The sequence below is a fragment of the Mucilaginibacter terrenus genome, from assembly GCF_003432065.1.
Taxonomy (GTDB): domain Bacteria; phylum Bacteroidota; class Bacteroidia; order Sphingobacteriales; family Sphingobacteriaceae; genus Mucilaginibacter; species Mucilaginibacter terrenus.
The window spans coordinates 407,130-430,267 of sequence record NZ_QWDE01000002.1; the positions used below are offsets into that span (position 1 = coordinate 407,130).

Consider the following 23,138-nt stretch of genomic DNA (forward strand, 5'->3'; position numbering starts at 1 on the left):
AGCATTACTGAGCGAAAAGCCCCTTGAAAAAGGGGCTTTTTTATTGTTTAGCCATTTGTATATTTGCAGTATGGAGTTACAAAGTACATCTGTTGATTACCTGCCAATTATATTCCAGATGCTGGTGGCGTTGGGGTTTGTGTTTACCACGATGTTTGTTACGCACAAAATTGGGCCTAAACGCGAAACAAAGGACAAGCTTACACCCTTTGAGTCGGGCATAGAGGTTGTGGGTAACGCCCGCACGCCGATGTCCATTAAATACTTCCTTGTAGCTATACTATTTGTATTGTTTGATGTGGAGGTGATATTTATGTACCCGTGGGCAGTGAACTTCCGCGATCTTGGTAAAAATGGCCTTATAGAAATGTTCATTTTTATGGCAACATTACTAGCCGGCTTCATCTACGTTATCAAGAAAAAAGCGCTTGATTGGGATTAGTTTAGACTGATTCTAAATATTGACGGCGCTATTCCCAATGTGCTTGTTACAACGTATTTTGTTTAAATTTGCATAATCAGCAAAGCTGATGAATTTATACATTTTCGATTAAAATTCATGAGTGATATTCAATTAGTTGACGCTCCGGCAGGTGTAGAAGGGCAAGGATTTTTTGCTACGTCGTTAGACAAGGCAATAGGGCTGGCGCGTGCAAACTCATTATGGCCACTGCCCTTTGCAACATCATGCTGCGGCATTGAGTTTATGGCAACCATGGCATCACACTACGACCTTGCGCGCTTTGGCGCAGAGCGTATCAGTTTTTCACCCCGCCAGGCAGATCTGTTAATGGTTATGGGTACCATATCTAAAAAGATGGGGCCTGTACTTAGGCAGGTTTATTTGCAAATGGCAGAACCACGTTGGGTTATGGCTGTTGGCGCTTGTGCATCGAGCGGTGGTATATTTGATACTTATTCTGTTTTGCAGGGGATTGACGAAGTTATCCCGGTTGATGTATATGTTCCAGGCTGCCCTCCGCGTCCTGAGGCTATAATTGATGGCTTTATGGCAATACAAAAGCTGGTGCAAACAGAAAGTTCCCGGCGTCGTAACGAACCGAAATATCAGGAACTTTTAGCTAAATACGGAATACAATAATGGGTAAGATAGCTAACGAAGTTCTTGTAGAAAAACTTGCTGGTCGTTTTGGCGACCAGGTAATGCCGCTAAATCAGGATTTTGGCCTGTTAGCGGTGGAAACAACTAAAGAGCTGATAACGGACGTGCTTGCTTATTTAAAGCAGGACGAAGAGTTGAAGTTCATATTCCTGACAGATATTACAGCTATTCATTATCCTGAGTTGGAGAAGTCGATAGGTGTTATTTATCATTTACATAGCCTTACTACTAACACCCGTATTTGTGTAAAGGTGTTCTTGACGGCTGACAATGTTCACATACCTACTGCAACCAACTTGTGGGAGGGTGCTAACTGGATGGAGCGCGAGACGTACGACTTTTTTGGTGTAGTGTTTGACGGCCATCCGGATTTACGCCGGATACTGAATGTTGATGACATGACGGTATTTCCTATGAGGAAAGAGTTCCCGTTAGAGGACCCTAACCGTATTGATAAGAAAGATTACTTTTTCGGAAGATAACATATAAGATGCAGAATCATCCTGTTTTTACTGACAACGATCCGCAGACCGAGTACTCCACACTTAACCTTGGGCCAACCCACCCGGCAACGCACGGGGTGTTCCAGAATGTGTTACAGATGGATGGCGAGCGTATTGTTAACGGCGTATCAACAATAGGCTATATACACCGCGCTTTCGAAAAAATTGCCGAGCACAGGCCTTTTTACCAGATCACCCCGCTTACTGATCGTCTGAACTACTGTTCGTCGCCCATTAACAATATGGGATGGCACATGACCGTTGAGAAGCTTCTGGGCATTACTACTCCGAAACGTGTTGATTACATGCGAATCATCATTATGGAGTTGGCCCGTATTACCGACCACATTATTTGCAACTCGATATTAGGTGTAGATACAGGAGCCTTAACAGGCTTTACCTACATGATGCAATATCGCGAGTCGGTGTATGAAATTTACGAAGAAATATGCGGATCGCGCCTTACAACCAACATTGGTCGTATAGGAGGGTTCGAGCGTAATTTCAACAAAATAGCTTTTGACAAGATCCGCAAGTTTCTAAAGGATTTTAATTATGGTTTAAAGGAGTTTGAAAGCTTGTTTAACCGTAATCGCATATTTGTAGACCGTACACGTGGTGTAGCTGCTGTTACTGCCGAAACTGCACTGAACTATAGCTGGACCGGCCCTATCTTGCGTGCCGCCGGTGTTGACTATGATGTACGTGCGATGGAACCATATTCATCTTACGAAGAATTTGACTTTGAGGTACCGGTGGGGGACAATGGCGATGTTTACGCCCGCTTCCTGGTGCGTAATGAAGAGATGTGGCAAAGCATGCGACTGATAGAACAGGCGCTTGATAAAATAGAAAAAGAATCGCCAGAAATATTTCATGCGGATGTGCCGGAGTTTTACCTGCCGCCAAAACAGGAAGTATACAACAACATGGAAGCTTTGATCTATCACTTTAAAATTGTGATGGGCGAAGTGGACACTCCTAACGCTGAAGTTTACCACGCGGTAGAAGGTGCTAACGGGGAATTGGGATTTTACCTGGTTAATGATGGAGGCCGCTCGCCTTACCGCTTGCATTTCCGCAGGCCTAGTTTCATTAACTACCAGATGTATGCGCCAATGAGCCAGGGGATGTTGTTATCTGATGCGATCATAAACATGAGTAGTTTAAATGTTATAGCCGGAGAATTAGATGCTTAGCGTACAAGAAACCAGCGCGCCGGTAAACTTTTCACCGGAGCTGATAACAAAATTTGACGACGTAGTTAGCCGTTATCCGAAAGGAAAGCAAAAATCTGCTTTATTGCCTATACTGCACCTTGTACAGGCGGAGTTTGGCTGGGTAAGCCCGCCGGCAATGGATAAAGTAGCGGCCTACCTGGATATACAACCTATAGAGGTTTATGAGGTTGCCTCTTTTTACACCATGTATTTTTTAAAGCCGCAGGGCAAGTACATGCTGGAAGTTTGCCGCACCGGCCCTTGCGAGACAGTTGGCGCAAGCAAGATTATTGATCATGTGGAGCAAACATTAGGTGTTAAAGAAGGCGACGTAACTCCAGATGGTTTATTTAGCTGGCGCGGCGTTGAGTGCCTTGCTGCCTGTGGTTATGGCCCGGTACTGCAAATAGGCCCCGAATATACTTTTTACGAGAACTTAACAAACGAGTCGGTAGATACTTTGATTGCCGATCTCAGAAGAAAGGCTGGCAACTAACATGGGACGTAAGCTTTTACTCGAACATATAAACGTACCTGGCATTAATACATTTGATGTGTATCGCTCCAAAGGTGGTTACGCGTCAGTAGAAAAGGCCTTGAAGACCCTCACACCAGACGAAGTTGTAGAAGAGGTTAAGAAATCAGGCTTACGCGGCCGTGGTGGTGCGGGTTTTCCTACCGGCATGAAGTGGAGCTTTCTGGCAAAACCGGAAGGTGTAGCGCGTTACCTGGTGTGTAACGCAGATGAATCTGAACCCGGTACTTTTAAAGACCGTTACCTGATGACGCATATCCCTCACCTGTTGATAGAGGGTATGATAGTAGCAAGCTACGCGCTGGGTGCCAAAACATCATACATCTACGTTCGCGGCGAGATGATGCCCCAGATTCGCATTCTTGAAAAAGCTATTGCTGAAGCTAAAGCAAAAGGCTTTTTAGGGACCAATATTCTAGGCACCGGTTATGACCTTGAACTTTACGTTCAACCGGGAGGCGGCGCATACATTTGCGGTGAAGAAACGGCATTGTTGGAATCACTGGAAGGAAAGCGTGGTAACCCGCGCATTAAGCCACCCTTTCCGGCTATTGCTGGTTTATATGGTTGCCCAACTGTAGTGAACAATGTTGAATCGATAGCTGCTGTAGTACCAATCGTTAACGAAGGTGGAGAAGAGTACGCTAAAGTTGGTATTGGCCGGAGCACTGGTACCAAGTTGATATCTGCAGGAGGAAATCTTAAACGCCCGGGTGTATATGAGATTGAACTTGGTGTACCAGTAGAAGAGTTTATATACGGTGATGAATATTGCCAGGGCATAGCTAATGGCAAACGCCTGAAGGCGGTTGTTGCTGGTGGTTCATCTGTACCGATTTTGCCGGCTAACCTGATATTGAAGACCATCAACAACGAAAGCAGGCTGATGAGCTATGAGTCGTTAGCTGATGGTGGTTTTGCAACCGGCACCATGATGGGTTCCGGCGGCTTCATAGCTTATGACGAAGACCAGTGTATTGTACGCAACACCTGGAACTTTGCAAGATTTTATCACCACGAAAGCTGCGGACAATGTTCGCCTTGCCGCGAAGGAACCGGCTGGATGGAAAAAGTCCTTCATCGCTTAGAATATGGCCATGGCAAAATGATTGACATGGACCTGCTGGTAGACGTTAGCAAGAAGATAGAAGGTAATACTATCTGTCCGCTTGGAGACGCAGCAGCATGGCCGGTAGCCAGCGCTATACGCCACTTCAGGAACGAATTTGAGTGGCATGTAACCAATGCCCATGAGGTGACAACAAGGAATTACGGACTGGCGCACTACGCAGATCCGCTGCCACTGTTAGAAAAAGCAGAGGCATAAAGGAGAAATTTCAATGAAGGTTACAATAGACAACATATCAATAGAAGTAGAGCCGGGCACAACCATACTAAATGCCGCAAGGATGATAGGTGGCGACATTGTTCCGCCTGCTATGTGCTACTACTCCAAGCTGGAAGGTAGTGGTGGTAAATGTCGTACCTGCCTGGTAAAGGTGAGCAAAGGTTCTGAGAAGGACCCGCGCCCGATGCCTAAACTCGTTGCTAGTTGCCGTACAACGGTCATGGATGGCATGGAGGTGCAAAACATAACATCTCCTGAAGTTATTGAAGCTCGTAAAGGCGTTGTGGAGATGCTTTTGATCAATCACCCGCTGGATTGCCCTGTTTGCGACCAGGCAGGTGAATGCCACTTGCAGGATCTTGGCTACGAGCATGGTGCTGCTAAAACACGCTACGAATTTGACCGCCGTACCTTCGAAAGAATAGACATAGGCGACAAGATACAACTGCACATGACGCGCTGCATACTTTGCTACCGTTGTGTTTTCACTGCCGATCAGATCACAGATCACCGTATACATGGGATCCTGAACAGAGGAGACCACTCAGAAATATCAACTTATATCCAAAAAGCGGTTGATAATGACTTTAGCGGCAACATCATTGATGTATGCCCTGTAGGCGCACTTACCGACAAGACCTTCCGTTTCAAAAACCGTGTATGGTTCACCAAGCCTGTAGAAGCTCACCGCGATTGCGACAAATGCTGCGGTAAAGTAACCTTGTGGTATAAAGGTGAAGATGTGTTGAGGGTTACCGCTCGTAAAGATGAATACGGTGAGGCTGAGGAATTCATTTGTAACACCTGCCGTTTTGATAAAAAGAAAACCAGTGATTGGGTTATAGAAGGGCCTCGTAAGATTTCTAATAAATCGGTTATCAGCGCAAATCACTACGATACGCTTAAGCCGCTGCCGGTGGTTAAAACCAATCCGTTACTGCAGCAGGCCAATAAAGAACAATTTGAAAGGGAGACACGCCTCTAATGGAACTAACAGATATAGCCATTAAATTCGGGCTTATTATAGTTATCTTTTTAATAAGCCTTGTTATTGCCATGTATTCTACCTATGCCGAGCGTAAGATAGCGGCATTTTTTCAGGATAGGATAGGGCCAAACCGTGCTGGTCCATGGGGTATATTACAGCCGCTTGCAGATGGTGGTAAAATGTTCCTGAAAGAAGAAATTATTCCTACCAATGCAACGCCATTCCTGTTCATAGTTGGCCCCTCTCTGGCTATTTTAACAGCTTGTATCGGTTCAGCGGTTATCCCATGGGGACAAAACCTAGTGGTGAATGGCAAGAGCATTCCATTGCAAGTTACTGATATAAACGTAGGTATACTTTATATTTTCGGCGTGGTTTCACTTGGTGTATACGGTGTGATGATAGGTGGTTGGGCGTCAAACAACAAATATTCTTTGTTGGGTGCTATACGTGCTGCCTCTCAAAATATCAGCTACGAAATTTCAATGGGCCTTAGCATTATTGCTTTGTTATTGGTTACAGGCACTTTGAGCCTGGGCGAAATAGCTCAGCAGCAGCATGGCTTTTGGGCAAATGGATGGTTTACCTGGAATTTTTTCAAGCAGCCTTTAGGTTTCTTATTATTCCTGGTGTGTGCTTTTGCCGAAACTAACCGTACGCCTTTTGACCTTCCGGAGTGTGAAACAGAACTTGTGGGCGGGTACCATACCGAGTATTCGTCTATGAAGCTGGGCTTTTACCTGTTTGCGGAATACATCAATATGTTTGTTTCGTCGGCAGTAATGGCAACCCTTTATTGGGGTGGTTACAACTACCCGGGGATGGATTGGGTTGCTGCAAACGCAGGGCCAAACATTTCTGTGATATTAGGAACAGTGCTGTTGTTTGGCAAAGTATTCATGTTCATTTTCTTCTTCATGTGGATACGCTGGACAATCCCGCGTTTCCGTTATGACCAGTTAATGGATCTTGGCTGGAAGGTGCTTATACCGCTGGCTATAGCTAACATAGTTATTACAGGTATAGTTATTACCTTTTTATAAAAGCAGGTAAATGGAATCATTAAGTAATAAAAAGAAAGTTTTAGAGGTAAAGCCACTCAATTTTTGGGAGAAGGCCTACCTGCCGGCTATAGCAAAAGGGCTCAGTATTACCATGAAGCACTTTTGGAAAAAGCCTGTAACTATACAATACCCAGAACAGAAGCGTGAGTTCTCTGAAAACTTCAGGGGAATGCACTCACTTAAACGTGACGAAGAGGGACGTGAGCGTTGTACAGCCTGCGGGTTATGTGCACTATCATGCCCGGCAGAAGCTATTACAATGACTGCAGGTGAACGCCAGAAGGGTGAGGAAAACCTTTACCGTGAAGAGAAGTATGCCGCAGTTTACGAGATAAACATGCTACGCTGCATTTTTTGTGGCTTGTGCGAGGAAGCTTGCCCTAAAGAGGCGATATACCTGGACGGGGATATTGTCCCTTCAGACTATTTACGTAAAGACTTTATTTACGGCAAGGATAAATTAGTAGAGCCACCTTTAAACCAATAACAAGAAGTTTTATACCTTTGCCCAGCCTTAAAAAGAGGCAAGGGTATTTGTAGAAGATAAATATGAGTACATTTTACGTCATTGCGTTTTTATCGATATTTTTCTCCATACTGGTTATTTCTGCAAAAAACCCGGTGCACAGTATTCTGTACCTTATACTCACGTTTTTTACTTTCACTATTCACTACATCTTACTAAACGCGCAGTTTTTGGCTATCGTTAATTTCATCGTTTACATGGGTGCCATATTGGTGCTGTTCTTATACACGCTGATGCTTATTAACCTTAATAAGGAAGCTGAGCCTGTAAAACCCTTCCAAGTAAAACTGGCTGCTGTATTTGGTGGTGGTATTTTAGCGGTTGCGCTGGTATCATCGTTAAAACTGGTAGGCGCGTCTGATCCGCTGGTTATCAAAAACCCGGGATTAGGGTTGGTTAAAAATTTGGGTAAAGTATTGTTCAACGAATTCCTACTGCCTTTTGAAGTGTCGTCCGTATTGCTGTTATCGGCAATGGTAGGCGCCGTTTTATTGGCTACAAAAGATCCTAAAGCAACCGCATAATGGAAAGTTTAACCCACGCAATTCACACGGTTCCGTTAAACCATTACATTCTTTTAAGCGCTGTTATATTTTCTATCGGCATAATGGGTGTGTTATTACGCCGTAATGCGATAGTGATATTCATGTCTGTAGAGTTAATGCTGAATTCGGTTAACCTTCTGTTGACCGCATTCTCCGTATATCGCGGCGACGCAGCAGGACAAGTATTTGTATTTTTTATTATGGCACTTGCTGCTGCGGAAGTTGCAGTGGGCCTGGCCATTATAGTAATGATATACCGGAACACCAATTCGATAGACATCAATGTCCTGAATCGTTTGAAGTGGTAAAGCACGCCTGTTCCTGAACAGGAGCGTTCGGCATAAAATAAATTTAAAAACTTCTGTTCCCTTCATGGGAATTATGGGGCGAATTATATGAACAATTTGATCTGGCTTATTCCTGTATTACCTCTGGCCGGTTTTGTGATAAACGGACTAGGACGTAACAGCTTATCTAAAGGCATTATTGGCACCATTGGCAGTTTGCTGGTGCTGGTGGCATTTGGATTAAGCCTTGCGGCATTCTTCCAGATAAAATCTTCCGGTGTTCCCATTAACGTTACTGTATTTGATTGGATCAGCGTAGGAAGCTTTAAAATTCCATTCTCTTTCCTGGTTGATCAGTTAAGCTCTATAATGTTGCTGATCATCACTGGTGTAGGTTTTTTAATTCACCTTTACTCTGCAGGTTACATGCATGATGATGCAGGTTTCGGCAAGTTCTTCGCTTACCTGAACCTGTTTGTGTTTTTTATGCTGCTTTTGGTAATGGGCAGTAACTACGTGGTGATGTTTGTTGGCTGGGAAGGTGTAGGTTTATGCTCATACCTGCTTATCGGCTTTTGGTATACCAATGGCGCCTATTCTGACGCTGCTAAAAAGGCATTTATCATGAACCGTATAGGTGACCTCGGGTTCTTGTTAGGAATATTCCTTTTAGCTAAAGAGTTTAACAGCACTTCTTTTCAGGAGATATTCCCTAAGGTTGGCGGCATGCCTCGCGGCCATTTATATTTCACAGTAGTAACGCTGCTGTTGTTTATAGGCGCGGTTGGTAAATCGGCACAGTTGCCGCTGTTCACCTGGCTGCCCGATGCAATGGCAGGCCCAACGCCAGTATCAGCGCTTATACATGCTGCAACCATGGTTACAGCGGGTATTTACATGATAGCACGCTCTAACATCTTGTTCAGCATGGCGCCTGACACTATGGAGGTAATAGCTATCATCGGATTAGCGACTGCTTGCTTTGCTGCCCTTATTGCACTTACACAAACCGACATAAAAAAGGTACTGGCGTATTCAACAGTATCTCAGTTAGGATACATGTTCCTGGGCTTAGGTGTTGGTGCTTATACCGGATCATTTTTTCACGTGTTAACTCACGCATTCTTCAAAGCTTTGTTATTCCTTGGGGCTGGTTCCGTTATCCACGCCATGGGAGGAGAGCAGGACATGCGCAAAATGGGAGAATTAAAAGGTAAGATCAAAATAACCTTTATTACCATGCTGATAGGCACTATAGCCATTGCTGGTATCCCTCCTTTCTCGGGGTTCTTTTCAAAGGACGAGATATTAGCTGCTGCTTTTGCGCATAGCACAACATTTTACGTAGTTGGTGTTATCACCGCCGGTTTAACATCGTTTTATATGTTCCGGATGATGTACTTGACGTTTTGGGGTAAATTCCGCGGAACGCACGAACAAGAACATCACCTGCATGAGTCTCCCGCAAGCATGACTATTCCGCTGATAGTACTTGCGGTTCTTTCAGCCATTGCGGGTGCTATTGGTGTTCCTGCAGTCATGGGTGGCCATCATGAACTTGGCGCGTACCTTGCCCCGGTATTTAAAGGCTCGGTTGCATTGCTTGGTGAGCATGAGCTAAGCCACAGCACAGAATGGATATTGATGGCTGTATCCGTGGGTGTAGCAATACTTGCGCTGATTTACGCTTATGTTAAATACGTAAGTAATGCTCACGTGCCGGTTGCAGATGATCAGGAAAGGCCTGCATTATCCAACCTGTCTTACCACAAGTTTTATGTAGATGAATTGTATGATACAATAATCCGTAAGCCACTTGATGCTGCATCGGTATTCTTTTATAACATCATAGAAAAAAGCGGAATTGACGGCCTGGTTAACGGTTTAGGTAAAGGTACAGTAGAGGCAAGCAAAGGCCTGCGTCTGCTGCAAACAGGTAATGTAGGCTTTTACATATTCATGATGGTTATTGGCATTATCGCCGTTTTAGTATACAGTTTTGTTAAAATATAAGCCTGGTGCTTACAATATAAAATGACGGTTAGTATTTTACTTCTTTTACCGGTTTTAGCTGCTATAGTTGTTTCGTTTATTAAGAACGGATCTGCAAAGCATGCATCCATGTTTTTTGCACTTGCAGAGCTTGCACTGGCGTTTTACTTCCTTAGCGGCTTTGTTGCCGACAGATCTATACAGTATGCGATTGATCTGCCGTGGATACCTAAATTTGGCATTTACTTTAGCGCCGGCATAGATGGTATCAGCATGGTTATGGTGCTGTTAACTACAGTGCTTGTGCCAATTATTATCCTGACCACCTATGAACATCAGTATAAGAATGCAAATGCTTTTTATGCTTTAATTCTGTTTATGCAGGCAGGTTTGCTAACAGTGTTTACAGCACTAGATGGTTTCTTGTTTTATGTTGGATGGGAAGCCGCGTTGATACCGATTTATTTCATCTGTGCGCTATGGGGCGGCGAGAACCGCATCCGCGTTAACCTGAAATTCTTTATTTACACCTTTGCAGGTTCACTTTTTATGCTGGTAGGTATTATTTACCTGTACCTGCAAACGCCTAACAAGGTGTATGACATTCATGCATTTTATGATTTGGCCTTATCACCCGGCCAGCAGTCGTGGGTTTTCCTGGCGTTCTTTATTGCTTTTGCTATAAAGATGCCATTGTTCCCTTTCCATACCTGGCAACCGGATACCTACAGCGAGGCGCCATCAGGCGGTAGCATGATGCTTTCCGGAATTATGCTGAAAATGGGTATTTATGGTGCAATCCGCTGGATGATACCTAATGCACCGTTAGGCTTTTTACATTGGGTGAATACGGCCATGATACTCGCTATTATCGGCATTGTATATGCATCAATAATTGCCTTTAAACAAAAAGATGGTAAGCGCCTGGTTGCTTATTCTTCTATAGCACACGTTGGCCTTATAGCTGCGGGTATTTTTGCATGGAACCTGGTGGGTATACAAGGTGCTCTAATACAAATGGTAAGCCATGGTATAAACGTAGTAGGAATGTTCTTTATATGGGATATTATAAGCCGTAGAATGAACACCCGGGATATAGACCAGCTTGGTGGCATAGCTAAAGTAGCTCCGAATTTTGCAATTGCATTCCTGATTATCACACTGGGTACAGTTGCGTTACCGCTTACTAACGGATTTGTTGGCGAGTTTCTGTTGTTAAAGAGTGTTTTTAGCTACGGTTTGTATTTCGCAGCTGTTGCTGGCCTTACCATAATCTTTGGTGCTGTATATATGTTGAGAATGTACAAAGGGGTAATGCAAGGGCAGTTAAACGACCTTACGGCAACCTTTACAGATATTAAAGGCTCAGAAAAACTTGCGTTGGGTATTATTTGCGCGCTAATCATTGTTATAGGTGTTTATCCGCAGCCGCTTTTGCATATATCTGAGGCTGCCGCAAATCACCTTTTCAACGAGGTTAGTCATAAGTTTATGAATGCTAAATTTTAACATACAGATATAATAGAAATGACACCTTTAATTATCATATCTGTTTTACCGATAGTACTACTTTACCTCGGCTTGTTTAAAGCTCAAAAAGCTTTGTTGCCCGTCGCTATTATTGGTATGCTGGTTGCTATGGGCACTGCCATTGCAGCATGGACCACTCAAGATCAGGCACAGCCTATTTATAACGGCATGCTGCTGTTCAACAACTTTTCTGTTGCCTTTACAGTAGTAAGCATTATATCTACCATATTGATTTTGATGCTTTCAAAAGGCTATTTTGAAAAGATAAGCACACATGTTGCGGAGTACTATGCTATTATTCTATTCTCGCTTGCTGGCATAATAGTTATGGTAAGCTATCACAACCTAACCATGCTGTTCATCGGTATCGAAATCATGTCAGTTAGTTTGTACATTCTTGCCGGCATTCGTAAAAACGATTTTGCCTCCAACGAAGCTGCCTTAAAGTACTTCTTAATGGGTGCCTTCTCAACCGGGTTCCTATTGTTCGGCATAACGCTTATTTACGGCTCAACAGGTTCTTTTGATCTGGATGCTATCCGTGACTGGATCGTAACTCATCCCCGCAAAGTTGATCCCCTGTTCTATACGGGTGTAATGCTGATTATAGTAGGCCTTTGTTTTAAAGTGGGCGCTGCACCGTTTCATTTTTGGACGCCAGACGTTTATGAAGGTGCTCCTTCGCTCATTACCGCATACATGTCTACAGTTGTGAAAGCAGCAGGTTTTGCAGCGTTCCTTAGGCTGTTCTCAGCTTGTTTTGCCACCATTGCCGATTTTTGGGCACCTGTGCTAATGGTAATAACTATTATAACGTTGTTCATTGGGAATATCACGGCGCTTTACCAGCAAAGCTTTAAGCGAATGCTGGCGTTCTCCAGTATATCGCATGCCGGATACTTGCTTTTTGCTATTGTAGCATTGGGTGCCGCTTCTGCAAATTCGGTATTTGTTTATGCTACAGCATACTCTATAGCATCAATAATTGCCTTTGGTGCACTGGTGCTGGTAAGGCAGCAAACGGGGACTGACGATTTTGAGGGTTTTAATGGTCTGGCCGGCAAAAACCCCTTTTTAGCGTTTGTACTTACAATCAGCATGCTTTCTCTTGCGGGGATACCACTAACTGCAGGCTTCATGGGTAAGTTCTACATGTTTTCAGGTGCATTACTTCAATACAGGTATTGGTTGGTGATTATAGCTGTGGTAAACGCTATTATAAGCATCTTCTACTACTTTAGGGTTATAGTTGCCATGTATTTCCGCCCTGCGGAACGTACAGAAGTAGTAGTTCCGGCATATTACAAGTTTGTATTAGGCTTCTCTGCTTTAGCTACCATAGTAATAGGGGTTTACCCCACCTTGGTATCTAGCCTTATTTAATTTTGCTTGAAAGCATTTTTCCATTAATATTTGTAGTTTTACAGATATAGTTGATGGAGAACTTTTGGGAATACCTGCGCACTTTAACAGATGCACAATCCATTATTAGCAGTGGCGGTTTTTACCTGTTGCTTATTGTGGTTTTTGCGGAAACCGGCTTGTTCTTCGGGTTCTTCCTGCCCGGTGATTATCTTCTTTTTTTAGCTGGGATACTTAGTGCAGCCGGGATTATCCAGGTGCCTGTTTATGTACTAGTTCTTTCATTGATTGCTGCAGGCATCTTGGGCAACTTTACAGGTTATTGGTTTGGCTACCGAACAGGGCCTGTTTTGTTCAGTAAGAATGATTCGTTGTTCTTTAAGAAACGCTATATCGTAGTTGCCGAAGAGTTTTACGCAAAATATGGTGGAATGGCGCTTATCTTAGGAAGATTTTTCCCGATAGTTAGGACTTTTGCCCCTATATTTGCAGGTGTTGTTAAAGTAGATATCAAAAAATTTACTTTATACAATATCATTGGCAGTGTTGCATGGGTAACAACGTTAACACTGGCAGGTTATTTTTTGGGGCGCAGGTTCCCGCAACTAAAAGATTACCTGCAATATATAATATTGGGATTAATTATTATAACAACAGTGCCGCTGATTTTTGCTTTTGTCAAAAAGAAGATTTCGGGCGGCAACGAAACAAATAAAAACAACATCTAAACTGCATGAGCACCCTACACCCATGGCACCAGGTTTCTCCCGGTGAAAACATTCCTGAGATTGTAAACGCGATAATTGAAATACCAAAAGGCTCAAAAGCCAAATATGAAATTGACAAAGATTCAGGCTTGTTAAAACTTGACCGTGTTTTGTTTTCATCTGTAATGTATCCGGCCAATTACGGCTTTATACCACAAACTTATTGCGACGACAAAGATCCGCTTGATATTTTAGTACTTTGCTCTATAGACGTTTTTCCAATGTCTATTATTGAAGCAAAAGTTGTAGGTGTAATGCACATGGTAGATAACGGCGAACAAGACGACAAGATTATTGCCGTAGCAAAGAACGATATGTCTGTAAACTACATTAACGATCTTAACGAATTGCCGCCACACGCCATGACCGAAATCGTGCGTTTCTTTAAAGATTATAAAAAACTAGAAGGCAAGAACGTAACTATCGAGCATTTGCTTGGTGTGCGTTATGCCCACAAGGTTATATCTGAAAGTATGGATCTTTATAAGTCCACTTTCCCTGTTTACCAAGCGTAATTTTAATGGGCCCCGAGCATTACGAAATAAGTGTATTTTATATTATAGCCACCATTTTTTTGGTGCTTCTGAATGGGTTTTTTGTTGCCGCGGAGTTCGCGATGGTGCGTGTCCGCGGTTCGCAAATTGAAATTAAAGCAAAATCTGGCAGCGGCGTAGCAAAGGTAGCACGCGGTATATTACATAATTTGGACGGCTATTTAGCCGCCACACAACTCGGCATCACCATTGCTTCACTTGCGTTAGGTGTAGTGGGGGAAGAGGTTGCTACCAACATAGTGATAAGAGCATTTCTGGCGGTAGGCATAACACTTTCACCTGGCTTTATTACAGCCAGCCATGTGTTGGCATTTGCCACCATTACAATTTTACATATTGTATTTGGAGAATTAGCCCCTAAGTCGATCGCTATTCAAAAGTCAGTCCGTACAACGTTAGCGGTTTCGCTACCATTACGAGGATTCTTTATAGCAGCAAGGCCATTTATATGGGTACTTAATGGTTTCGCTAACCTGATTTTAAAAGCATTTGGCATCGCTAATGTAGAGGGAGGTGAAACACATCATTCATCAGAAGAACTGCAGTATCTGTTGGAGCAAGGCAAGGAAACCGGCGCCATTGACTCTAACGAGCACGAATTGATACAGAACGTATTCGACTTCAACGAGCGGGTGGTAAAGAACATTATGGTACCTCGTACTAAAATACAAGGTATTGAATTGGATACGCCTAAGGCGGAGCTGTTAGAAATGCTGGTTACAGAGGGGTATTCACGTATGCCTGTGTACGATGAAGTGATTGATAAAATTGTAGGTATTGTGCACGCCAAAGATGTACTGCCTCTTTTAGTAAAGGGAGATGACATAGTGTTGAAGGACATTATGCGTAAACCTTACTTCATCCCGGAAACAAAAAAGATTAACGACCTGATGGCCGAACTGCAGCAAAAGCGCATACAAATAGCAATTGTAAGTGACGAGTTTGGTGGTACAGCAGGAATGGTGACCTTGGAAGATATTGTTGAGGAATTGGTTGGCGAGATACAGGATGAGTTTGACGAAGAGAAGCCAATTGTAGAAAAAATAACCGAACGCGAGTTTGTTGTTAACGCACTTGCTCCTATTTACGACGTTAACGAACATCTTCCGCATGACTTACCCGAAGATGGCGATTTCGATACAGTATCCGGATGGTTGGGCGACATTTTTGGTAAGATACCTGACGTTGGCGAGCAGAAAGAATCTAATGGCTACAATATAACAGTACTCAAAAAGTCAGACCAGAATATTGAGTCGGTTAAATTGGAGCTGTTAATAAACGAGGAGGATGCGGTAGACCTGCACTAGTAACACAAGCTATGCATTTGTTTTACACACCTGATATCGACCCTAAATTATCCCAATACTTTTTAACCGAGGAAGAAAGCAAGCACGCCATACGTGTACTAAGGCTTGTTGTGGGCGATCTGGTTACTTTGATTGATGGTAAAGGAGGGTTATATAGCGCCGAGATAAAGGACCCACATCCAAAGCGGACAATCCTGCACATCAACTCTGTTGAATTAAATTATCAAAAGCGAAACCACTACCTCCACATAGCCATTGCGCCTACAAAGAATATTGAACGAACCGAATGGTTCCTTGAAAAGGCAACTGAAATAGGTATTGATGAAATATCTTTAATCATTTGCCAGCGGTCTGAAAGAAAAGAGGCCAAGATAGACCGGCTAAACAAAATTATTACATCAGCTGTAAAGCAGTCTATTAAGGCATACCACCCGGTACTCAACGAAGCCGTAACTTTAAGCCAGTTTATTAAAAGCAGTAACGATAGTCAGAAGTATATTGCTCATTGTATCAACAGTGAAAAAACTACTCTTTCACAAACGCTTATACCAGGACGCAAGACGTTGGTATTGATAGGGCCCGAAGGTGACTTTACTCCTAACGAAGTAGATACCGCTTTGCAAAGCGGATTCAATCCAATATCTTTAGGCGAAAGCCGTTTACGTACAGAGACAGCCGCCTTGGAGGCCTGTTTTGAAGTGAACTTTTTAAACCGGATATGAGGAAATTACTTCTGGCACTATTATTTGCTTTGCTGATTACGGCAAGCGGCTTTAATGTGCCATCCTATAAAATGGGCAGGCTTAAGTATAATGGAGGCGGTGATTGGTATGGCGACCGTACTGCATTAGTCAACCTGATTAAATTCTGTAATGATAACCTTAAAACCAACTTCGAACCTGAGGAAGAAACGGTAGAGGTTGGGAGCGAGCAGCTTTTTAACTACCCGTTTATATTTATGACGGGCCACGGCAACGTGATATTCAGTGATCTGGAAGCTAAAAACCTTCGGAAATACTTAACCGGTGGTGGCTTTTTGCATATAGATGATAACTACGGATTAGACAAGTTCATCCGTCCCCAGATGAAAAAAGTTTTTCCGGAACTAAACTTTGTCGAACTACCGGTTAACTATGCCATATATCATCAGAAGTTTAACTTCCCGGCAGGTCTACCCAAAATACATGAGCATGATGGTAAACGGCCACAAGGCTACGGATTGATATATAAAGGCAGGCTGGTATGCTTTTACACCGTTGAATGTGATCTTGGCAATGGCTGGGAAGATTTAGGAACTTACGCCGGTGATAGCCAGGAGACGCGGCTAAAGGCGTTACGCATGGGGGCAAATTTAATTCAGTATATATTTACTAAGTAATGTATAAGATAACAGTAAACGACGAATACCATTTCGAAACTAGTAGCCAAAACGGTGAGTTGCTTGTAAATGGTAAGACGCACCAGGCAGACATAGCCTGTATAAATAACTCTTTGTATAACGTAATAAAAAATAACGTTTCCACACAAGTAGAAGTAATAAGCTTTGACAAAGCAACCAAAGTTGCAGAGGTTAGAGTGAATAATTCTATCTACAACCTCACAGTAAAGGACAACTACGATCTTCTACTTGACAAGATGGGTTTAAGTTCGGCTAATGCTACAGTTGTAAGCGAAATAAAAGCGCCAATGCCTGGTTTGGTGCTTAAAATATTCGCAAAAGAACAGCAAGATATAAAAAAAGGAGAAAATTTGCTGATACTGGAAGCAATGAAGATGGAGAACATCATAAAAGCACCAGCGGATGTAAAAATCAAGTCTGTTTTTATTAAAGAAGGCGGTAAAGTTGAAAAAGGACAGGTAATGATTTCTTTTTAGTTTATAAAATATACTATTTAAGTAGATGAATTAAAATTTTGTTAACAAAGGGCATATATTTTTATGTCCTTTGTTGTTTTTGCACTTTTTAGTTGTTAACTTACTTTTTCTATTCACAAAACAACTAAAGCATGAAGAAAATTCTACTCTCATTCCTGCTGTTATTTGTATCTGTAACATTCGCGTTTAGTCAAAACAGTGTTATTACAGGTAAGGTAACTGATCAGAAGGACGGCTCAGCGTTACCGGGAGTAACGGTGTCCGTAAAAGGCTCGCCAAACATCGGCGTGCAAACCGATATAAACGGCAGCTATAGCCTATCCGTGCCGGCAAGTGCGAAAACTTTGGTGTTCAAGTATATTGGCTACAAAGATTTTGAACTTTCAATATCAGGTACTGTATTAAACGCCGCTTTAACAACAGATTCTAAACAGTTAGGAGAAGTTGTAGTTGTAGGTTACGGCACGCAAAAGAGGCAAAATATTACGGGTTCAGTAGCTTCTATAGCTGCAAAGGAAATAGGTAACACTCCGGTTACTACTCTTGAGCAGGCTATTCAAGGTAAAGCCGCTGGTGTGGTTATCCAGGCCAACAACGGTAAACTTGGCCAGGGTATCAAAATTAGCGTACGTGGTACTTCATCTATCTCCGCGGGTACACAACCTTTAATAGTGCTTGATGGTATTATCCTAAACCAGGGCGACCTTTCAAGTACCTCTGCTGCAACCAACCCACTTGCGGATATAAACTTTAACGATTTCGAATCTGTACAGATTTTAAAAGATGCATCAGCATCTGCAATATACGGTTCCAGAGCCTCAAACGGCGTTATTTTACTTACATCTAAGCAGGGTAAAGCTGGCCGTACCAAATTAAACTTTAGTGCACAATTCGGTAACAGTAAACCCTCCAGGCACAGGCAATTTCTAAACACAGAGCAGTATTTGCAGATAGAGCGCCGGTCTGCCGTTGGTGGAGCACTCCAGGATTTTAACAATGGCTTCTATGATACCTATGAAGATGCATTGGCAGATGATCAGGCTTTTGTAGAGAGCCGACTTACCAGGTATGCCGCAGGGCAGGCAGATGTTGGAGCAGTAAATACTGACTGGGAGAAGCTCGCTTACCAGGACGCGCCGCAGGCAATTTATGATTTGAATATGTCTGGCGGAAACGACAAGACCAACTATTACATATCCGGACAGTACTCAGATCAAAAAGGTATACTACAGGGGAATAGGTTTAAGAAGTATTCAGGACGACTTAACCTATCATCAAAACCTTTCAACAGGTTGGACGTAGGGATGAACCTTAACTTCGCCAATACGGTAAACAACAGGATATCTGACGACAACCAGTTTTCTACTCCGTTGCAAATTGTGGCATTGTCACCTATTACACCAGTAATAGACCCGCGTTCGGGTTTGCTAAGCGGAAGTCTGCCAGGCTCTGCAAGTAATTATCCTGTGTATTATAACCCATTGCTAAGTGTTGATAATGCCTATTTTAACACAACCATATACCGTACTATAGGCAACGTGTATGCAAATTGGCAAGTATTAAATCACCTAAGTTTCCGAAGCGAGTTTGGTGTCGACCAAACCAATCAAAATGAAGATAGTTATTACGGAAGGCTTACTTTCCGTAATACAGGTACTCCAAACGGCGCCGGTCAAAATACCAATAACAGTATTATACATTATACGGTAAACAACTACCTTACTTACAAAAATGTATTCAATACAAACCACTCGCTTGATGTTACCGGTGGTATGAGCTATGAATACAGCCACTTTGTTGGAAATGACATACAAGGACAGCAATTCCCGTCAGACGCTTACAAGCAAATTGCTTCTGCAGCGGTTAAGTCCGGCGGGTCTTCTTCACAAAATGAATATAGCTTTGTATCCTATTTTGCCCGTGCCAACTATGCTTACATGGGTAAGTACTTGTTAACTGCAAGTGCCAGAACTGATGCATCATCGCGCTTTGGTACCAACAACAGGTATGGGTTTTTCCCAGCGGTATCCGGTGGGTGGATCTTGTCTGAGGAAGACTTCCTGAAAAATAGCACCATACTGAGTAACTTAAAGCTTAAGGCAGGCTACGGGTTAACCGGTAATGCTGAGGTAGGTAATTATTCGGCATTGGGGCTTTTCTCAGGCGATGCAGGGTACAACGGTTCTGCCGGGCAGCGGTTTTTCCAAATAGCCAACCCAGATCTTAAATGGGAGACTACAGGGCAATTGGATGTTGGATTGGACTTCGGATTTTTTAATAATCGTTTGTCAGGTACCGTTGATTACTACCGTAAAAACACACGTGATTTGTTATTGAATGTGAACATACCAGGAACTCTGGGCATTTCTACACAGACGCAAAATCTGGGCAAGTTGTACAATAAAGGCTTTGAGCTTGAGCTCTCAGGCGACATTTTTGTAGGCAAATTCCGGTGGACATCTAGTGTTAACGCAGCTTACAATAAAAATATAGTAACTGATGTAAAAGGCCAGATATTGGGAACCAACGACCTGAACCGCGTTATAGAAGGCCAACCCATAGGTGTTTTCTACGGACGTGAGTACGCAGGCGTTGATCCTGCAAACGGCGACGCATTATACTACCTGAATACTAAAGACGCAAACGGTAATCTGGAGAAAGGTACTACAAACGATTATAACGCTGCGCAAAATGTGGTACTGGGTAACCCAACACCTAAATATACAGGTGGCTTCACCAATACGTTTGCCTACGGCGGTTTCGACCTTTCTGTAACCTTTCAAGGTGCATTTGGCAACAAGATATACAATGGCGGCGGCCAGTACATGAGCGCAAGCGCAAGTAACGGTTTTGATAACCAAACGGTTGATCAGATGAATTACTGGGATAAGCCTGGTGACATTACTGATGTGCCGGAGCCAAGGTTGTTTTACTCCAACGGAACGAATGCTTCAAGCAGATATCTTTCAAATGGTTCTTACGTAAGGTGTAAAACTGTTGCACTGGGCTATAACGTTCCTAAAGCGTGGTTATCCAAAATAAAACTAAACAACGCACGGGTATTCATGAACGCTTATAACTTGTTTGTAATAACTAAATATAAGGGTTGGGATCCGGAAGTAAATGCAGATTACCAGGCAAGTAACATAAACTTAGGGGTTGATTTTTACTCAGCACCACAGCCGCGCACCATTACTTTCGGAGTGAACATAGGATTATAATTTAATATTATAGCAATGAAAAAATTTAGACCAATATACATTACCGCTTTAAGCACAGCGTTGTTATTAACCGCTTGCAATAAGCAGCTTGACCTAAAACCGTTTCAGCAAATAGAACAAGATCAAGCTATTCTTACGTCTACAGACGTGCAAATAACGCTGGTAGGTGCATACAACCGCCTCGGGCTTTCTGATGTTTACGGGGGAGGCGCCTTCTTTGAACCCGATTTGATGGCTACGCAATCTATAATTGACTGGCAGGGAACTTACCAGGATTTAACACAGATGGTATCACAAACCATCCCTAACGATAATGGCTTTGTTGCAAATATGTGGCTATCTTCTTACCAGGCTGTTAACCAGGCAAACAATGTTATTGCCAACCTTGATAAAGCAGAAGCAGCGCAAAAGGACAGGATGGAGGGTGAAGCGAAGTTCATCCGTGGTATTGTTTATTTTAACCTGGTTGAGATGTACGGGAAGTCTTATAATGACGGCAGCCCGGCAACCAACCCGGGTGTTCCCATTGTGTTAACACCCACCAAGGTTGTAGATGAAACTTCAAAGGTATCACGTGCGAGCGTTGAGCAAACTTACCAGCAAGTAATTGCAGATTTAACCGACGCTGAGGCAAAATTACCGGCAAGCAATAGCTTTTACGCAAACAAATACTCTGCTGCCGGTATGCTGGCAAGAGTGTATTTGCAAAAAGGCGATTACACTAATGCAGCTGCAGCTGCAAACAGGGTAATTTCGGCTAACAAATTCTCGTTAGTTAACCCATATACCGACGAATTCCCTTACCCTGCTCAGGTGCATGTAGACAACACCACAGAAGATTTGTTTGCTGTGCAGGTTACACCTCAACAGGGTACAAACAGCATGAACACCTATTACGCCTCTGCCGATGATAGTGGCCGGGGCGACATCATTGTTAGAGACAATTTCCTTGCGGAGTTTGAACCAGATGATGAACGTGCTGAAGTATATACACTGGATAGTGATGACGTGCTTAGGGTGGGTAAGTTCAGCAATGTGTACGGCAACGTGCGGGTGATCAGGCTTGCCGAAATGTACCTTATCCGCGCCGAAGCAAATTTTAGGCTTGGTACAGCGTTGGGAGCTACGCCGACCTCTGATATCAATAAGATAAGAGAACGCGCAGGCCTTAATGATGTTGCAACTGTAACGCTTGCGAGTATCTTAAAAGAAAGGCGGCTGGAACTTGCTTTTGAAGGCGGTTTCTTCCTGCACGATGCTAAACGATTAAAACAGAACGTTGGTGCATTGCCTTATAACTCGCCAAAATTGGTGTTCCCTATACCTTTACGTGAGATAAATGCAAATGCTAATCTAACCCAGAACGAAGGTTACTAAAAAGAAAGCCCCGGAACTGTCCGGGGCTTTCTTTTTAACGTAAAAATCTAACTTATTTCTCCAAGCTTCATCAGCGCGTAAAACAAGCCGGTACAATGCAATGCTTGTGGAATCTTGTTTTCGGCAAGCAATTGTTTTACTTCATCAATGGTGTATTCAAACACCTCTATTCGTTCGTGTTCATCCAAATGTTGTTCCTGAACTTTTCTGCCGCCACGCGCCAAATAACAATAAGTTACATTGGCGGCAGTAGAAGGATTGGCATACACCGTCGAAATTAGCTCAATGCTGTTAAACTCATAGCCGGTTTCTTCTAGCAGCTCGCGGCGCATACCTTCGTCGCGGCCTTCACCATCTTCTATAACACCGCCGGGCAACTCTAGCGATAATATGCCTGCTGCATGCCTGTACTGGCGTATCAGCACTATCTTATTGTCTGTAGTGAGTGCAACTGCATTGGCCCAATTGGGATATTCTAAAACGTAGTAATCATCTACAATTGTTCCATCGGGCATTTCACATCGTTCAGATCTCAACGTGGCCCATGGGCTTTTATGCACATAGGTGGTCGAGAGAACTTTCCACTTATAGTTGTCCATAGTCTTTAAAGAAGCTGTAAATATGACTTCTTTTATTCAAATTGTCGAAAGATTCGTAATGGTGCTTGTTCTCAAGTAAGTCAAATATTTGGATTACTTTCTTCAGTATACCAGCAGTAGCTTCATTCTTTTCAAAGGGTTCTGCAAATACATAAAGTATTTGACTTAGCGCATTCAGCTTTTCTACGCTGTAATTTTCTGCTAATAGCGTACTCTCAAACTCCTTTTCAGATAACCCGAGCATGAAAGCAAGCTCCGTGTTGTATTCGCTTTGAAGTGCCCTGTTAAGCTCCGCTTCGTACTCTGCGGGGTTGCCTTCGGCCTTTAAGCCCATAAGCTTGGCAAGCAAGAGCGCTAACTTACGCGCTTCATTAAGCATGTAATCACGTTGTAACATGATATAAAATCGTAGTGT

The 23,138-nt window shown here is 43.1% G+C and carries 24 protein-coding genes; 22 read left to right on the top strand and 2 right to left on the bottom strand.

Features of this window, described 5'->3' with window-relative positions; translation table 11 throughout:
- The first annotated feature begins 70 nt into the window (after nt 1-70).
- From DYU05_RS12445 to DYU05_RS12550, 22 genes are all read left to right on the top strand, one after another.
- Nucleotides 71-442 carry an NADH-quinone oxidoreductase subunit A gene (locus tag DYU05_RS12445; protein WP_117383434.1) on the top strand — a complete coding sequence of 124 codons (372 nt, stop codon included), beginning with the start codon at nt 71-73 and terminating at the stop codon, nt 440-442.
- 117 nt (nt 443-559) lie between these two features.
- Nucleotides 560-1,102, top strand: a complete 543-nt coding sequence (locus DYU05_RS12450; RefSeq protein ID WP_117383435.1) for an NADH-quinone oxidoreductase subunit B — start codon at nt 560-562, stop codon at nt 1,100-1,102.
- The gene (locus DYU05_RS12455) at nt 1,102-1,605 is read left to right on the top strand and encodes an NADH-quinone oxidoreductase subunit C (RefSeq protein WP_117383436.1); all 504 of its coding nucleotides are present in this window, start codon (nt 1,102-1,104) and stop codon (nt 1,603-1,605) included. The genes DYU05_RS12450 and DYU05_RS12455 overlap by 1 nt, the downstream gene beginning before the upstream one ends.
- A gap of 8 nt (nt 1,606-1,613) precedes the next feature.
- Entirely contained in the window at nt 1,614-2,825 is a 1,212-nt protein-coding gene (locus DYU05_RS12460; protein WP_117383437.1) for an NADH-quinone oxidoreductase subunit D, read from the top strand.
- Nucleotides 2,818-3,342 carry an NADH-quinone oxidoreductase subunit NuoE family protein gene (locus DYU05_RS12465; protein ID WP_117383438.1) on the top strand — a complete coding sequence of 175 codons (525 nt, stop codon included), beginning with the start codon at nt 2,818-2,820 and terminating at the stop codon, nt 3,340-3,342. Before DYU05_RS12460 ends, DYU05_RS12465 begins: the two co-directional genes overlap by 8 nt.
- Before the next feature lies 1 nt (nt 3,343).
- Nucleotides 3,344-4,708: an NADH-quinone oxidoreductase subunit NuoF gene (gene nuoF, locus DYU05_RS12470; RefSeq protein ID WP_117383439.1), complete on the top strand. Its 1,365-nt coding sequence runs from the start codon at nt 3,344-3,346 to the stop codon at nt 4,706-4,708.
- A gap of 13 nt (nt 4,709-4,721) precedes the next feature.
- Nucleotides 4,722-5,714, top strand: a complete 993-nt coding sequence (locus DYU05_RS12475; RefSeq protein ID WP_117383440.1) for a 2Fe-2S iron-sulfur cluster-binding protein — start codon at nt 4,722-4,724, stop codon at nt 5,712-5,714.
- Nucleotides 5,714-6,760: an NADH-quinone oxidoreductase subunit NuoH gene (gene nuoH / locus DYU05_RS12480; RefSeq protein ID WP_117383441.1), complete on the top strand. Its 1,047-nt coding sequence runs from the start codon at nt 5,714-5,716 to the stop codon at nt 6,758-6,760. The genes DYU05_RS12475 and nuoH overlap by 1 nt, the downstream gene beginning before the upstream one ends.
- Nucleotides 6,761-6,770: 10 nt before the next feature.
- Nucleotides 6,771-7,268, top strand: a complete 498-nt coding sequence (locus tag DYU05_RS12485; RefSeq protein ID WP_117383442.1) for a NuoI/complex I 23 kDa subunit family protein — start codon at nt 6,771-6,773, stop codon at nt 7,266-7,268.
- A gap of 62 nt (nt 7,269-7,330) precedes the next feature.
- The gene (locus DYU05_RS12490; protein WP_117383443.1) at nt 7,331-7,831 is read left to right on the top strand and encodes an NADH-quinone oxidoreductase subunit J family protein; all 501 of its coding nucleotides are present in this window, start codon (nt 7,331-7,333) and stop codon (nt 7,829-7,831) included.
- Nucleotides 7,831-8,160, top strand: a complete 330-nt coding sequence (gene nuoK, locus DYU05_RS12495; RefSeq protein ID WP_117383444.1) for an NADH-quinone oxidoreductase subunit NuoK — start codon at nt 7,831-7,833, stop codon at nt 8,158-8,160. Before DYU05_RS12490 ends, nuoK begins: the two co-directional genes overlap by 1 nt.
- Before the next feature lie 87 nt (nt 8,161-8,247).
- A complete protein-coding gene (gene nuoL / locus DYU05_RS12500) occupies nt 8,248-10,152 on the top strand; it encodes an NADH-quinone oxidoreductase subunit L (protein ID WP_117383445.1) in 1,905 nt (634 codons plus the stop codon).
- A 21-nt stretch (nt 10,153-10,173) separates the two neighbouring features.
- A complete protein-coding gene (locus tag DYU05_RS12505; RefSeq protein WP_117383446.1) occupies nt 10,174-11,640 on the top strand; it encodes a complex I subunit 4 family protein in 1,467 nt (488 codons plus the stop codon).
- Nucleotides 11,641-11,658: 18 nt separating this feature from the next.
- Nucleotides 11,659-13,044 carry an NADH-quinone oxidoreductase subunit N gene (locus DYU05_RS12510; RefSeq protein WP_117383447.1) on the top strand — a complete coding sequence of 462 codons (1,386 nt, stop codon included), beginning with the start codon at nt 11,659-11,661 and terminating at the stop codon, nt 13,042-13,044.
- Between the two features lie 53 nt (nt 13,045-13,097).
- Nucleotides 13,098-13,751 carry a DedA family protein gene (locus DYU05_RS12515; RefSeq protein WP_117383448.1) on the top strand — a complete coding sequence of 218 codons (654 nt, stop codon included), beginning with the start codon at nt 13,098-13,100 and terminating at the stop codon, nt 13,749-13,751.
- Between the two features lie 5 nt (nt 13,752-13,756).
- The gene (locus DYU05_RS12520) at nt 13,757-14,305 is read left to right on the top strand and encodes an inorganic diphosphatase (protein ID WP_117383449.1); all 549 of its coding nucleotides are present in this window, start codon (nt 13,757-13,759) and stop codon (nt 14,303-14,305) included.
- Between the two features lie 5 nt (nt 14,306-14,310).
- The gene (locus DYU05_RS12525; RefSeq protein WP_117383450.1) at nt 14,311-15,651 is read left to right on the top strand and encodes a hemolysin family protein; all 1,341 of its coding nucleotides are present in this window, start codon (nt 14,311-14,313) and stop codon (nt 15,649-15,651) included.
- Between the two features lie 11 nt (nt 15,652-15,662).
- A complete protein-coding gene (locus DYU05_RS12530; protein ID WP_117383451.1) occupies nt 15,663-16,373 on the top strand; it encodes a 16S rRNA (uracil(1498)-N(3))-methyltransferase in 711 nt (236 codons plus the stop codon).
- Nucleotides 16,370-17,029: a DUF4159 domain-containing protein gene (locus DYU05_RS12535; RefSeq protein ID WP_117383452.1), complete on the top strand. Its 660-nt coding sequence runs from the start codon at nt 16,370-16,372 to the stop codon at nt 17,027-17,029. Before DYU05_RS12530 ends, DYU05_RS12535 begins: the two co-directional genes overlap by 4 nt.
- Entirely contained in the window at nt 17,029-17,526 is a 498-nt protein-coding gene (locus tag DYU05_RS12540) for an acetyl-CoA carboxylase biotin carboxyl carrier protein subunit (RefSeq protein WP_117383453.1), read from the top strand. Before DYU05_RS12535 ends, DYU05_RS12540 begins: the two co-directional genes overlap by 1 nt.
- Before the next feature lie 131 nt (nt 17,527-17,657).
- Nucleotides 17,658-20,747 carry a SusC/RagA family TonB-linked outer membrane protein gene (locus DYU05_RS12545; protein ID WP_117383454.1) on the top strand — a complete coding sequence of 1,030 codons (3,090 nt, stop codon included), beginning with the start codon at nt 17,658-17,660 and terminating at the stop codon, nt 20,745-20,747.
- Between the two features lie 15 nt (nt 20,748-20,762).
- A complete protein-coding gene (locus DYU05_RS12550) occupies nt 20,763-22,124 on the top strand; it encodes a RagB/SusD family nutrient uptake outer membrane protein (RefSeq protein WP_117383455.1) in 1,362 nt (453 codons plus the stop codon).
- 47 nt (nt 22,125-22,171) lie between these two features.
- Here the strand turns inward: DYU05_RS12550 and DYU05_RS12555 are convergent, their stop codons facing one another.
- Nucleotides 22,172-22,723 carry an NUDIX hydrolase gene (locus DYU05_RS12555; RefSeq protein WP_117383456.1) on the bottom strand — a complete coding sequence of 184 codons (552 nt, stop codon included), beginning with the start codon at nt 22,721-22,723 and terminating at the stop codon, nt 22,172-22,174.
- A complete protein-coding gene (locus DYU05_RS12560; protein ID WP_117383457.1) occupies nt 22,710-23,120 on the bottom strand; it encodes a hypothetical protein in 411 nt (136 codons plus the stop codon). Before DYU05_RS12560 ends, DYU05_RS12555 begins: the two co-directional genes overlap by 14 nt.
- Nucleotides 23,121-23,138 lie beyond the last annotated feature (18 nt).